This is a genomic window from Vibrio sp. 10N.261.46.E11 (genome assembly GCF_041472735.1).
Classification (GTDB): Bacteria; Pseudomonadota; Gammaproteobacteria; order Enterobacterales; family Vibrionaceae; genus Vibrio.
In genome coordinates, this window is sequence record NZ_JBFRQW010000060.1 from 15,607 (window position 1) to 28,771 (window position 13,165).

Genomic DNA, 13,165 nt, shown 5'->3' on the forward strand with positions numbered 1-13,165 from the left:
ATGTTCTTACAAAAAGATGAATCGCTTTACAGCTTTCTTTTTCGAGTGGCGGAAGTCTATGGTTTGGAACCTGAGCTGTCATGCCTGTTAGGAGCCAATGGTTATTGGCTCGGTTCCCCCAGATGGCCAGAATCCTATTGCTATCTATTAAGTAGTGTCCCCGATCTAGAACTAATTAGCTTAATATATCGTAGCGGATTAGGAAAACCGTTAGGCTTGTTTGAATCTCCGCAATATTTGCGATTTCCTATAGTTGATATTTTTGGTTCAAAGCCACCTGATTCTATCGTGTATAGAAAGGGAAAACATTCAATTCGATATTGTGAATTTTGTATAGAGGATTCGGTCATTAAAAATGGCTTTGGCTATTTAAAAGCTCACTGGATTAATGCTTTTCAATGTAGCATTCACGAGGCTGACTTATGTGTATTACCTGAATCGACCAGAAAAAAAAACAGCGGAGTCTCTAAGGTTATTACTAAGCGGGCGGAATGTGCCTAATTTACAAGGTGACTGTAACAATGTTGAAGATAACACTAGTGAAGAGCGTCACTTTTTCAAATATTTTCAATGGATTGAAGGGCCAATGATGCCATGCTTAAAGGAAGAGTTTAGGGCCTGGTTACGTAGATTTGCAAAACCATATAGGTACATAGACTCCGTAGAGGAGAGCAAACTTGATTTAAGTTATCTATACACCGACTCAGGGGTTTACATGGCATTTATCTATGGGGAAGAGTACTGGGAATTTGCTTTTGAAGAAATGTCCAAGCATTTACCAAATGAGTTAAGAAAATTTGTTGAAGTTAGTACACAGAGGTTTTCGATTTTTGTAGATGTCTTTTCTAAAAGAAAGGTGCCAATATCAGCATTGAAAGTTCAGGATAAAGATTGTTCACGATGCACTTTGCAAGGTGATTTCGGACTATATTGTGTTTCTAGCTCTGTTATTACTCATCGAGAGCTTTCATCTTTTAAGAGCCGATATGTCAATTATACCTTTTCTAAAACCTATTGTGACGTTACTTTAGAACTGCCCGATATCATAAACAAAAATCGGATGTTAGGTGTACTAATTCAGACCTGATCTGACAGTTACCCGCTTTTCGACTTGGTGCCTGTCAGATTATATCTGGGCTAGATTCTTTTCAGCCCAGATTGATTTTCCATCCTCTAATGTCTCGATTGGCGTTCGGCCGCAGCACATTTTTCCTTGATGGGTACGATGATTGTTGTAGTAGTCCATCCATTCGTCCAGATCTTTCTGCAACTCTTCCATTGATCCATACAGTTTCTTTCTGAATGTTACTTGGTAGAACTCATTTAATATAGTCTTGTGGAAGCGCTCGCAGATACCGTTTGTTTGTGGTGACATTGCTTTTGTTTTTGTGTGGTCGATATCATTAATGGCCAGATAGAGTTGATAGTCATGCTGATCAACACGGCCACAGTATTCAGTTCCTCGGTCTGTCAAGATTCTCAACACTGGAAGTTCATGATTCTCGAAGAACGGCAGAACTTTGTCATTCAACATATCTGCTGCGGTGATTGGTGTTTTTGTCGTGTAGAGCTTTGCGAAAGCTATTTTGCTGTAGGTATCAACGAACGTCTGCTGATAGATACGCCCAACACCTTTAAGGTTGCCAACATAGAATGTGTCTTGAGAGCCTAGATAGCCTGGGTGTGCGGTCTCACCACAAGCTTCATCATCATGCTTCTTGCGTTCGAGAGCAGCGACTTGCTCTTCCGTTAGAATGATACCGTTCTCAGCAACTTGTTTTTCTAAGGCTATGAGGCGTTTTTTGAAGTTTTCTAGGTCATTGCGAAGCCAGATTGAGCGCACGCCACTTGGAGAGATAAAGACCCCCAGTTTACGCAGTTCATTGCTTGTTCTAACTTGCCCATGAGCAGGAAAGTCGATGGCGTATTTTAGGACGGCTTGTTCAGTTTCACTATCGACTCGGTTCTTTAAGTTTGGTGTTCTTCTGCTCTGATTAATCAGAGCATCAATACCGCCAGTTTCAACTAACTCTTGATAGCGATAAAACGTGTCTCGAGAGACCCCCATAACCTTGCAGGCTCTAGATACATTACCAAGCTCTTCTGCAAGATTGAGAAGCCCAGCTTTGTGTTTAATGATTGGATTGCTAGTATGATGCATGAGAGTTACCTCTTATTTGTCTTTGATTGATGACTAAGCACCTTTAATCAAAGTGGGTAACTCTCTTCTTTTCAAATTGAAGTGTCAGATCTAGTCTGAACTAATACATGTTAGGTTATTTTTAGTGTCTCAAAAGCAGTATTAATCTTATCCACCTTAATAGGAAACCCTTGCTCTACGTGTTAATGGCGGTAGCGTATATAATGATGTAGCAGGCATGCTTTTACATGAGCGCTGACAAGGGTAATGAAGTCTGACTGAAACAATAAAGATTGATCATTTTTAGAGTCTATTGAGCCACTAAAGAGTTATCCATTAATTTGCTAATGTTCGATTTCTCGAAACTCATTTCTGTCCAAAATCGTCATAGGCTGAATTCTTATCCGTGGTTCTTTCTACCTCGAATGCCCCAAAATTTGTTTCAGCGAATTCGTTCTAACGGCAGTCTAGCTGATTTTGCTATACTGCAACTAAACTAAATATTCTGTCAGGTTGTAGCGATGAGCAAGAAAAAGTTGACCGAAAAAGAGCCTGATTGGGTGTCTTTCACCGACAAGGAAGAACGGGTTACTGATGATTTCATTGCTAATCGAAATGAGGTTAGCAATGAGCCTAGTTCAGATTTTGTGAACCCTGATATTTTTCTTTCAAACCTCAAGTTATCGTTTGATAGCCTTCCTGATGGGGATATTGAGCTTTGTGACTTGGGTAATGAAATTGGTCGGGTTATTGCTCATTTGAACTCACCCAATAAGACACTCTTACGTGAAGTAATTTATGGTATTGAACATGGTTTTGATTTGATTAGAAAAGAAAGAGGAGCTTTAAATGAGTAAGCTTGATGCATGGGTTGACAACAATATGACATTAACCAGTATCATTATAATGGTTGCGGGATTAATACTCGGATACATCCTTTTCTAACGTCGATTGCTAGGGGGTCGACGACAACCTGAGTTGTTGAAAAATTTATATTTTCAGCAACTTGTTGGCTAAATTGCAAAACAAGTTGTTTCGTAAATTATCTCTGCCCCAAAACGTGTTTGGGGCTGATAGTTCCCACAAAAATAGGACTTCTATTTATCTATGCTATGTGTCGTGTTCTTAGTCAATACGCCACGTCTGAACCGCTTGCTCAGCCATCCATTTTTGTTGTTCATTAACGGTGTCTAAATTCCATTCTGCGTATTCAGTGACTTTCTGAGCCAAATGGTATTGAGCTTTATCATAGGTATCTTTCTTTTGTTCAAAAGTTGCCCGTTTCAAGTCATCTTTATCAAGTAGGAGCATATTACCCAGACGATCTTTAACATCATTTATACCTTCACCGAAGCTGTCCACCCATTGCTGTTCTGGGTTATAAGGACAAATATGTTCCAACGTTGTTTTATTAAAGTCACAATGGAATCCAAGATGATTTTCAATCTCAGCAAGCAGGAACCTAATTTTCTTCGCTGTTTGCCTACTTGGCATTCGATGAAATTCAAAAGCATTAAAGAACGTATCGTCATTTGGGTATAATCTCTTGAACTCTTCACTATTCTTTATATGACTTGCTCTTTTATACTCTTTTCCTGATACTTTTATTGCTATTTGGTTATAGAGCGATTCTTGTTCACTTGGCGACAAATGACAAATCACGTTATATCGAATAGACAGAACGTATAAATATTTAACAGTTTTTACAAACTCTTCTGGTGTGAAGTGCTTAAATGCAGGGAGTAGAACAGCTAGTGGTTGTTTAATATTGAACAACCTAATACCAACTAAGAACTTAAGCGCATCTCTATACACTTGGGGTTGTTCAACCCACCATGAATCACTAGGGTTTATGAGTGACGCATAAATCGGGGCATACTCGATTAGCTCTTTAAGATAAGCGTAAGCCTCTGGAGGGTTAGTAACAACTCTACGCATAGATGAAAAAAGCTCTTTTTTAGTGACCATTTTTCTATGCGAGTTATGATGGTATCGGACAAAATCTGACACATTACTTTCACCTAACTGAGCAATTAGCTCAGACCAATTCTCATCCAAGTCGTCTAACTCTTCATCTTCAATGTCGCTGTTTTTAGTAACTATTGAAAACAAATAGTTTTTTAATAGATCTGGTGTTGAGAGTTGAACCCCACGCGCATTAAGAGTTTCAAAAACTTTGTATGCGTTTAAATCGTCTTGCACAATAATCTTTGTAAAGATCATTGCAGAGGAGAACTTCATTATGAACTGAGCAATGTCAGCACCAGTAGTGCCGAACTCTTTTGTGCTAAAGAAGTCAAAACATTTTCTAATTAGCTTATTTGTAGATGTGATCCCCCGATGGTTTGGAGCTTCGAGAGTCGAGCATATCTTCTGGAAGTATCTGTTATTATTTCGATTTAATTCTAGTTTACTGACAACTTTTAATGAAACTAGATTTTTATTACCAACAAACTTCTTGGTAAGTTCATCAAGTCTTTCCTTGTTATCAGCTTCATCTTCACCTCTATCAATCATATCTGAAAGAGCCTTCATTGCAGCGAGAACAATTAATGAAAGTGTCACTAACCTCTGCTGGCCGTCAATCACTTCAAACTGATACTGCTCTGTTTGTTGCAAAACTATATAGCCCATGTAATGGAAGCCTTCTTCGTCTAGGGCATTTATGTCATTCCAAAGATCTTCCCATTGTTCAATATCCCAAGCGTAATCACGTTGGAATCTAGGAACTAAGTATTTACTTGAGCCACCAATTAACTCATTAAAATTCTCATTTTTTGGTTCCATTAACATAAACTGCTTTGCCATACGAAGTTCCCATATAAGTCATTGATGTAAAGATATTATCCTATATATGAGTCACTATCATGTTTTATCTTTAATCCATATGACGAAATTGTATATTGAAACTAATTTATGTCCAAAACTACCAGTTTCAAGAGCAAAAGTGATCAATCTTTATTGTCTTTCGACATTGCGTAACCTTTTAGAGGGGAGGCTGTACCCGGAAATGATGTCCTGAATCCAAGTTTATTCTTAGTGAGGAACCCTAGATAGAGCCTTTGCTATTTCTGGGAAAAGGAAAAGAGAACTATATAATTTATATAAAAGGATTATGACAAGTAGAGTGATTGTAAATAGCTTTATAGAAGCAGATAGATATGAAATGGAGGCTAAAAATTGAAAGGACTTCTATTTTACGTTGTTAGGATTCTATGATGTTATCTCATTTTCCTTTCTCTACTTAATTATACTTCGATAAATTAACAATCTTCGCCCATGGTATACATTGATACCTCTCCAGAATAAGCTGAGAAAAAGTTGAATTTCCTGTTGTATATATTGCAGATTGTTAATGATGGCTTGTAAATTTTTTCATTTGGCTGATATCCACTTCCTGTATCAATGTTTAGGTTGAATCCATTGTAATTAGGTTTTTTTTGTGGTGTGTGTCCGGTAATTAGTAGGTCTAGTTCTGGTATTTTAGGTTGATCTGAATTTCTACCCCATAATATTCTTTTTGTGTCTATTTGGCTTTTGTTTATATTTGTTATAGGCCACGTTGAATGTGGGTAATTAGAATGAACTAACCCTACATTGCCAAAGTCAGATTGTACTTCGAGAGAGAAAGTAAAGTTATCATTAATTGTTTTCTTTAGATCTTTTTGTTTATTTTTATCTAAATCAAACCACCAATCTCCCCCATTCATGCGCCAGATTTTGTTTGCATAAATATTATCATTGTTAAAATCTAGAATAAAAGACTCATGATTTCCTATAACAGGAAAGAACCAGCTGGATCTTGATAGCTCAATGCACTCGATTGATTTTGGTCCTCTATCACATACATCGCCAACAGAAAATAATCTATCTTTGTTGGAATCAAAATTAATATGATTTAAAAGTAAAATTAATAAATCATACTCCCCATGAATGTCGCCCACAAAATAGTCGTTTCCAAGGCTGTTTTTATTAAACCGTTCATACATGCGTATATTGTGCAACTTGTTAATTTTATTCAACTTTAACAATCTCGTGGTAATTTTACCCTGAACACACTATAATAGAACATATAAAAATTTCGTCAATGACTTAAAAACACGATGAACATAGCGATATCTAAATGTAATAATAATAGTACCGAGCAATTTGTATCTCCGTTTGCAAGTGAGTTGGAGCTAGTTAAAGGCTTTGAGGAGCTTGTTCTGTCAAACAGTTCAAAAAATTTGAAGTTGGAGCTGGAGTTTGATTGTGGGTTTGGGGTCGCTGATGCTGTACTTTTTAAGTCTCGAGATGTTGAAGTGTATAGCTTGTCCAAGATAAACCCTAGTTGGGCTTATACACTAAAATCATTGCCTTACAGAAAGAATTTTTCTCTTGAAGATATTGTTGAGATCTCTGGTGCATCAACACAAGCTGCAAAAGCGGCATTAAAACAGTTTGTTGAAGCTGGCTATTGTGTAGAAAAAAGAGATAATCTTTTTGTTAAGTTAAAGCAACCTAAACCTGTAAGCAATAAGATAGTTGCTATTGAAGCAAAATTAAAAAATTGGAAGCGTGCTCTTTGGCAGGCTAGTCGGTATAAAACGTTTTCTCATGAGTCATGGGTGTTACTCGATAAAAAAAATGTAAAACCAGCATTAGCAAATATAGATATTTTTCAAAAGTTTAATATTGGTTTGGCAACATTTTCTACAGATACGTGTTATGAAGTGTTTTTTAGGCCTAAGATAGATATACATAAATCAGAGATCGCTTATTGGAAAGCTAATACTATTTTAGCTCAAAGAATAATTAATTAAAAACAAGCCATTGTTACCACAATGGCTTGTTTTAACTACTTGCTAAATAATTTAATTGAGTTTTTCCAAGGGAGGATATGTTTATCTGAGCTGTTATTATCAAGAATTAATATGTCGCTAATTCTGTTGTAGTAGTTAGTAGCATTATCTAACCAATGATTAAGAGTTATATTTCTTTGGTCTATTGTTAGGTTACTTAAATTGGCAACTTGTTCACTGAATGTTTTAAAATAATGCTTGTACAATGTAGGTGTATTAAATGCTGGATCTTTCGTTTTCGAGAACGCATCTCTTGAATATGCTGTTTCTGTATAGATATCATTCCATAAGCTTTCATCATATTGTTTAATTAGTTTTGCCTCTTCAAATAGAATCCAATTCATTAATTTTGGAATGTAGATTCTAGGCTTTGGTCCTCGTTTCCCCTCATCAGATACGACAAATTTATCTAATGAAAATATCCTTGTATTTTCAAACGCCCCCACAGTTAGAGATATCTCACCGCATAATGAATATAGCAAAGATTCAGTGTTTGTATATCCAACAGTTACCTTTAATCCCGTTTCACACGTTGATTCAATTATGTTCATGTAATTTACGAGAAATGACGTATCAAGAATTTGTTTTGTTTTTCTATCATGTTGGCAGATTAGATATATTCCGTCAATTTCTGGGTAACTAGTTATCCAGTTTAGAATGTTATTTTTATAGCTTTCAATATTAAGCATGTGTGATGTAATTGGAACTGTTAGAAATATTTCTTTCTTTCCAATCGCGTTATTTTCCGCAATGGCAGTAAGAAATGGATTTACAAAAGCTTCAGATTGACTTTCTATGTAATTAGGATCAAAGTGTTCGAATGCTCTTGTTGGAATAAGTAGCTTTCCGAAATCTTGTTCTAATTGAAATTTCACGCACCTTCTTGCTGACTCTAGAGCGACTACCGAATAGTCAATCGTTGAAAACCCGCTGCCTAGATGCTCGTTCATAATAGTATTTGGGAAGAAATCATAAGTTTTAAACTTGGGTTTTGCAGAGTTTGGTAAGTAAAATTGAGGGTCAAATAGAGATGTTGTCTTTAAGTTTTTGCTGAAACCATTAATTCTATTAAAATCATCATGGACAGGGCTATAAATGATGCCATCTCCAACATTATCTTTTGTGAAAGACTCTCTATTCCAATTAGAATTGTGTCCCGCTTGATGTAATAAGCTTATTGCCATGATTATTCCTTTATGCTTAATAGTTCGTTAATCAAAAGTTGCGGTGTTCTATGTCTTCTATAGGGTTCTTTACTAATCATTTTTTCAATGGTGTTAGCTAGGTCTAATGGAATACCTTTCGTTGATAAGTGCTCTGGGTCATGAGAGCATACCCGCTCAAAGATCTCATCTATTAAATTACTTCCATTAAGTTCAATAAATGGGTGGTATCCAGAAAGCATTTCATAAGCAATGATACCTAGTGAAAACATGTCACTTTTGAAGGAGATATTTCGTTTTTCGTTGAGGATTTGCTCCGGACTGCCATACGACGGAGTACAAGGTCCAAAAGCAGCAAAGCTATTTGTTACCCCCTTATCACCTTGCTCTCTCAATAAACCAAGATCTATGATAGATATGCTACTGTCATTTTTTATGAGAATATTATCTGGTTTTAAATCCCTATGAATGAGCTTTTGAGGGTGGAGCCACAAGCTTTTTAAAGAATTAGTACACTGAAGAAGGAAGTCAATGACTTTTGGAGCTGTGTTGTAGTGATGAATAATCTCAGTAAGGGGGACGCCTTGTATTCTCTCTTCTATGCTGATGTAAATAAGTGGAGATAGAGCTTCTTCGGTAAATGGGTCATGAGTTATAACTTCACCGTAAAGTGATTTGGGATAGGAAGAGCTGTTTAGCTGTGACAATATTTCTGTTTCTTTTTGAACATATGCAATTGCTGATCGTGTGTTCATTTCAGAAATTTTTAGTACGACTTCTCCCCATTGATTGGAATCGATTGGTAAGTCATCAGATGGTTTATCAACAGCTCCAAAGTATACAACTCTTTGCCCTGATTTCTTTTTTACAACGTTGTCTATTCTAAAACTTGGTAAGATCTCCGCTATAAAGAGGCGTAATGATTGCGAATCTTCTAACAAATCTATCTCCCTTTAATATGTGTGAGGTATTACATGCATTCATGATTATATATGTTTAGGTTTATCTCAAGATAATTAGTCGGTTATGGTCTTGGAGAATCAAACAAACTTGAAAGAAGTTGATGTACATCATGTTAGAGAGATGCTTGGATTGCTTAATCCATGTTCTTTGTTGCTGACTTAGGCGTTCATTAGAGCACTTTTAGCAAATGTCCCATCCTCTGGAATTTGAATGCTAATTTTTATTTTTCAGCCATGATGAATGTTAGCGAATAGAGGTAGTTCATTTAGCCAATACTTCTGCTAATCGAAACTCGTCTGGAGTGAAATTAACTACAAAAATTACCTTTTCTTTGGTCTATTAACGTTTTTATAACGGAGCGCTACGGGCAAACAGTATTGTCTCATGTTTCTCTTACGGGCAAACTCTATTGTTGCTGCACAAGTTTTCCCATAGATTTTAAATTACATAAAAATGGCGAGTCATACGACTCGCCATTTTTGTATCTAGCTTAGCGTTAAAAGTCATTCAATTGATGGTTTTCGCGATCAATCGAGTCTTTTCGCTCTTATTTACGCAGCTTTGTTTTTTGAAAACTTGATCTGTTGAATCACCAAACCAGCAATAATTAGCAGTAAACCAAACAGTGTCGCTGGGTGAATCTCTTCGCCAATAATGGTTGAAAGTAGCATTAGCGAGATAAATGGTGAGGCAAAAATTAGATTGCTGATACGTGCCGTATTGTTGGTTAGCTTGAGTGCTGATAGCCACAAGACAAAGGTAATTCCCATCTCGAACAGGCCAACATAAGTCACGGCCATCCAACCTTTCGCTGTGATTTGGCTAAAGCTCTCGCCTTCGTAAAGGGTTAAACCAATTGCGAATGGCAGTGCCACTAAGAAACCAAGCAGTACGCCAACAACCGGGTCAGCTTTATTTTTGGTATTGAGAATCCAGTAGCCTGCCCAAAGCAATGTTGAAAGCAGAGCCAAGGCCACACCGAGTGGGCTATCGAACTGCATGCCTAGCACATCGCCTTTGGTGGCAATAACTACCACACCCGCATAGCTGAAGGTACACGCCACCCAATCTTGTTTACGAATCTTTTGCCCTAGAAAAACCGCTGCCATTAGAGTCAGCGTGATCGCCCAACTGTAGTTGATGGCTTGTGCTTGAGATGCAGGCAACAAGTCGTAGGCTTTGAATAGAATCAGGTAGTAGGCTAGAGGATTCACCAAACCGAGCAGTAAGTAATACCAAGGGTTTGAAAGAAACGTGGTACTCAGTTGAGAAAGCTTACCTTGAAACGCGCAAACGGCGATCAGCGCAATCGACGACACAATGCTGGCGATGGTCAGCATTTGAATCGGTGAAAACTCAGCAAGGGTCAGCTTAAAAGCAGTAGCGACTGTTGACCACAGTAATACCGCAGCAAGGCCAAAGCCCAAGGCACGACGTTCGTTCATAGCAACTCATTCTAATTTGATGGGGCAGAATAGGGAGCGCTTAGTCTATCTGTCGAATTTTAATACGGCAAACTGGACATTTATCCAGTATCAAAATACCATTTAATGAGTTATTCCCAATTAGGCTAAATCATTATCATGCAATGGATTATCGAACATCAGGCAACGCTTATCGCTGCAATTTCTGGCGCGCTCGTCAGCGGCGGTGTCGTGGGTTGGTGGATCAAACAGAAGTTCTCTTTTCAGCAGCGATTGCTCGAGCAGCAACTAGAGTCCGATCGTTTGTTGCATGAATCTCAGCAAGCTCAGCTCAAATCATCACTCGCAGAGGCGCAACAAGAACTCAATGAGTTAGATGATGACCGAGACAAAGCGGCATTCGAGCTCAAGCAAGCACACGGTAAGGTGATGGCTGCGATGGAAAAGCTGCGCTACTTTGAGGCAGTAAAGCAAGAGCGCCAGCAGTACGCTGATGAGATCAATGTGCTTAAGGATCATAAGTCTGAATTAGAAGCCGAGCTGCGCGAACAAGAAGCAAGGCATGATCAAGAAAACCTCGCCAATAGCGAAAAGCTGCAGTTGCTAGAACAAGCTGAATCTCGACTTAAGCAGCAGTTTGAATTGTTAGCGAACCAACTTTTTGAGAGTAAAACCGCCAAGGTCGATCAGCAGAACAAGCAGAGCCTAGAAGGTTTGTTGTCTCCACTAAGAGAGCAGTTGGAAGGCTTTAAGAAACAGGTTAACGATAGCTTTAGCCAAGAAGCCAAAGAGCGCCACACCTTAGTGCATGAGCTTAAAAACCTGCAGCGCCTTAATGAAAGCATGACGCGTGAAGCGGTTAACCTGACTCAAGCACTAAAGGGCGATAACAAACAACAAGGTAACTGGGGTGAAGTGGTGCTGGCGCGTGTGCTTGCTGAATCAGGCTTGCGAGAAGGGCATGAATACCAAACGCAAGTGAACCTGCAAAACGATGCCGGCAAGCGTTATCAACCCGATGTGATTGTCCACTTACCACAAGATAAGCAAGTAGTAGTCGATTCGAAAATGGCGTTGGTCGCGTTTGAGCGCTACTTCAATGCTGAAACCGATCAACAGCGTGATGCAGCACTGCGTGATCACTTGGTGTCGCTGCGCGCTCATATTAAGGGTTTGAGTCAGAAAGATTACCATCAGCTCAAAGGCATCCAGAGCCTGGATTATGTGTTGATGTTTATCCCAGTTGAGCCTGCATTCCAAGTGGCGATTCAAGCCGATCCTAGCTTGGTTAAAGACGCGATGGAGCAAAACATTATCTTGGTTAGCCCAACCACTCTGCTGGTGGCACTGCGTACCATTGATAACCTGTGGCGCAACGAAAGACAGAACCAGAATGCACAAATCATTGCAGAGCGAGCGAGCAAACTTTACGACAAATTACGCTTGTTTGTGGATGATATGGAAGGTCTGGGTAGCTCATTAGACAGAGCCAACCAAAGCTACCAAGGTGCAATGAATAAGCTAGTCACAGGGCGTGGTAACGTGATTCGTCAGGCAGAAAGCTTTAAGCAATTGGGTGTTGAGGTGAAGAAACCTATCTCGGTTGGCTTGGCGGAAATCGCTCAAAATGAGGCTTTTTCAGAAAATGCCTCCTTAGTAGAAAGACAACCCGCTGAGGATAAAGTAAACTAATCGGCCGCAGCGCCTCTAAATACAAAGAGCGCTGTCGATGAGAACTTACCATGGTAGATAACAGCATTATGGACACAAGCGTGCAGACAAATTCAGCAGTAGAGTCAGAAACCACACACTTTGGTTTCGAAACAGTCGCAAAAGACGAAAAAGTCGCGAAAGTAGCAGAGGTATTTCACTCTGTAGCCGCTAAATACGACATCATGAATGACTTAATGTCGGGTGGTGTTCACCGCTTGTGGAAGCGATTCACGATTGATTGTAGTGGCGTACGCCCGGGTCAACGTATCCTAGACCTTGGTGGCGGTACTGGCGACCTTACTGCGAAATTCTCGCGTATCGTTGGTGAAAAAGGCCACGTGGTTCTTGCTGATATCAACAACTCAATGCTGAATGTTGGCCGTGATAAGCTGCGTGATAGTGGCATTGTTGGCAACGTACACTACGTACAAGCGAACGCTGAAGAGTTGCCATTCCCAGATAACTACTTCGATTGCATTACCATCAGCTTCTGTCTGCGTAACGTAACCGATAAAGACCAAGCGCTGCGTTCTATGTACCGCGTACTTAAGCCGGGTGGCCGTCTGTTGGTTCTTGAGTTTTCTAAGCCAGTGCTTGAGCCACTATCAAAGGTTTACGACGCATACTCTTTCCACCTATTGCCAAAAATGGGTGAGCTGATTGCTAACGACGCAGACAGCTACCGTTACCTTGCAGAGTCTATCCGCATGCACCCAAATCAAGAGACTTTGGAAGGCATGATGCAAGAAGCGGGTTTTGAAAATACTAAATACTTCAACCTAACGGGCGGCATTGTTGCGCTGCACCGCGGTTACAAGTTCTAGTCGAACTTGGTAGCAGGCTCACTGAGCGTGCTAAACAATAAGAATAAAGATAGAACGGATAGGTTAAGGCTTATCCGTTTTCAAAGGTAAGGACAGT

Annotated in this window: 12 protein-coding genes; 6 read left to right on the forward strand and 6 right to left on the reverse strand. The window is 39.2% G+C overall.

Annotated elements, in window-relative coordinates; genetic code table 11:
- Window positions 1–501, forward strand: coding sequence for a hypothetical protein (locus AB4407_RS17735; RefSeq protein WP_372121483.1), 501 nt, complete (start codon window positions 1–3; stop codon window positions 499–501).
- Complete coding sequence (locus AB4407_RS17740) at window positions 494–1,087, forward strand: hypothetical protein (RefSeq protein WP_372121484.1); 594 nt, start codon at window positions 494–496, stop codon at window positions 1,085–1,087. Before AB4407_RS17735 ends, AB4407_RS17740 begins: the two co-directional genes overlap by 8 nt.
- Before the next feature lie 39 nt (window positions 1,088–1,126).
- Here the strand turns inward: AB4407_RS17740 and AB4407_RS17745 are convergent, their stop codons facing one another.
- Complete coding sequence (locus AB4407_RS17745; protein WP_372121485.1) at window positions 1,127–2,161, reverse strand: IS481 family transposase; 1,035 nt, start codon at window positions 2,159–2,161, stop codon at window positions 1,127–1,129.
- Between the two features lie 500 nt (window positions 2,162–2,661).
- Here AB4407_RS17745 and AB4407_RS17750 point away from each other — a divergent pair, with 500 nt between their 5' ends.
- A complete protein-coding gene (locus AB4407_RS17750; RefSeq protein ID WP_372121486.1) occupies window positions 2,662–2,997 on the forward strand; it encodes a hypothetical protein in 336 nt (111 codons plus the stop codon).
- A 268-nt stretch (window positions 2,998–3,265) separates the two neighbouring features.
- On the opposite strand, the gene AB4407_RS17755 is transcribed toward AB4407_RS17750, so the two are convergent.
- Window positions 3,266–4,948, reverse strand: coding sequence for a DUF262 domain-containing protein (locus AB4407_RS17755; RefSeq protein WP_193846805.1), 1,683 nt, complete (start codon window positions 4,946–4,948; stop codon window positions 3,266–3,268).
- 455 nt (window positions 4,949–5,403) lie between these two features.
- Window positions 5,404–6,162, reverse strand: a complete 759-nt coding sequence (locus AB4407_RS17760) for a metallophosphoesterase (RefSeq protein ID WP_372121487.1) — start codon at window positions 6,160–6,162, stop codon at window positions 5,404–5,406.
- Window positions 6,163–6,243: 81 nt separating this feature from the next.
- On the opposite strand from AB4407_RS17760, the gene AB4407_RS17765 reads away from it, so the two are divergent.
- A complete protein-coding gene (locus AB4407_RS17765; RefSeq protein ID WP_193846803.1) occupies window positions 6,244–6,942 on the forward strand; it encodes a hypothetical protein in 699 nt (232 codons plus the stop codon).
- 35 nt (window positions 6,943–6,977) lie between these two features.
- Here AB4407_RS17765 and AB4407_RS17770 read toward each other — a convergent pair whose 3' ends face one another.
- The 3 genes from AB4407_RS17770 to AB4407_RS17780 all read right to left on the reverse strand — a co-directional run bounded on the left by AB4407_RS17770 (window position 6,978) and on the right by AB4407_RS17780 (window position 10,552).
- Window positions 6,978–8,165, reverse strand: coding sequence for a hypothetical protein (locus tag AB4407_RS17770; RefSeq protein ID WP_372121488.1), 1,188 nt, complete (start codon window positions 8,163–8,165; stop codon window positions 6,978–6,980).
- 2 nt (window positions 8,166–8,167) lie between these two features.
- Window positions 8,168–9,085, reverse strand: a complete 918-nt coding sequence (locus AB4407_RS17775) for a serine/threonine protein kinase (RefSeq protein WP_372121489.1) — start codon at window positions 9,083–9,085, stop codon at window positions 8,168–8,170.
- Window positions 9,086–9,658: 573 nt separating this feature from the next.
- Window positions 9,659–10,552 (reverse strand): DMT family transporter, encoded by an 894-nt coding sequence (locus AB4407_RS17780; RefSeq protein ID WP_372121490.1) that lies wholly within the window; start codon window positions 10,550–10,552, stop codon window positions 9,659–9,661.
- A 138-nt stretch (window positions 10,553–10,690) separates the two neighbouring features.
- Here AB4407_RS17780 and rmuC point away from each other — a divergent pair, with 138 nt between their 5' ends.
- Together rmuC and ubiE are read left to right on the forward strand one after the other, a co-directional pair.
- The gene (rmuC, locus tag AB4407_RS17785) at window positions 10,691–12,223 is read left to right on the forward strand and encodes a DNA recombination protein RmuC (protein WP_372121491.1); all 1,533 of its coding nucleotides are present in this window, start codon (window positions 10,691–10,693) and stop codon (window positions 12,221–12,223) included.
- 65 nt (window positions 12,224–12,288) lie between these two features.
- Window positions 12,289–13,068, forward strand: a complete 780-nt coding sequence (ubiE, locus tag AB4407_RS17790) for a bifunctional demethylmenaquinone methyltransferase/2-methoxy-6-polyprenyl-1,4-benzoquinol methylase UbiE (RefSeq protein WP_026012235.1) — start codon at window positions 12,289–12,291, stop codon at window positions 13,066–13,068.
- The last annotated feature ends 97 nt before the right edge of the window (window positions 13,069–13,165 follow it).

Excerpts from the sequence above, each read along its gene's own strand:
- AB4407_RS17735 (WP_372121483.1), top strand. The coding sequence starts at position 1 with ATGTTCTTACAAAAAGATGAATCGCTTTACAGCTTTCTTTTTCGAGTG.
- AB4407_RS17745 (WP_372121485.1), bottom strand. The coding sequence starts at position 2,161 with ATGCATCATACTAGCAATCCAATCATTAAACACAAAGCTGGGCTTCTC.
- AB4407_RS17750 (WP_372121486.1), top strand. The coding sequence starts at position 2,662 with ATGAGCAAGAAAAAGTTGACCGAAAAAGAGCCTGATTGGGTGTCTTTC.
- AB4407_RS17755 (WP_193846805.1), bottom strand. The coding sequence starts at position 4,948 with ATGGCAAAGCAGTTTATGTTAATGGAACCAAAAAATGAGAATTTTAAT.
- AB4407_RS17765 (WP_193846803.1), top strand. The coding sequence starts at position 6,244 with ATGAACATAGCGATATCTAAATGTAATAATAATAGTACCGAGCAATTT.
- AB4407_RS17770 (WP_372121488.1), bottom strand. The coding sequence starts at position 8,165 with ATGGCAATAAGCTTATTACATCAAGCGGGACACAATTCTAATTGGAAT.
- AB4407_RS17780 (WP_372121490.1), bottom strand. The coding sequence starts at position 10,552 with ATGAACGAACGTCGTGCCTTGGGCTTTGGCCTTGCTGCGGTATTACTG.
- rmuC (WP_372121491.1), top strand. The coding sequence starts at position 10,691 with ATGCAATGGATTATCGAACATCAGGCAACGCTTATCGCTGCAATTTCT.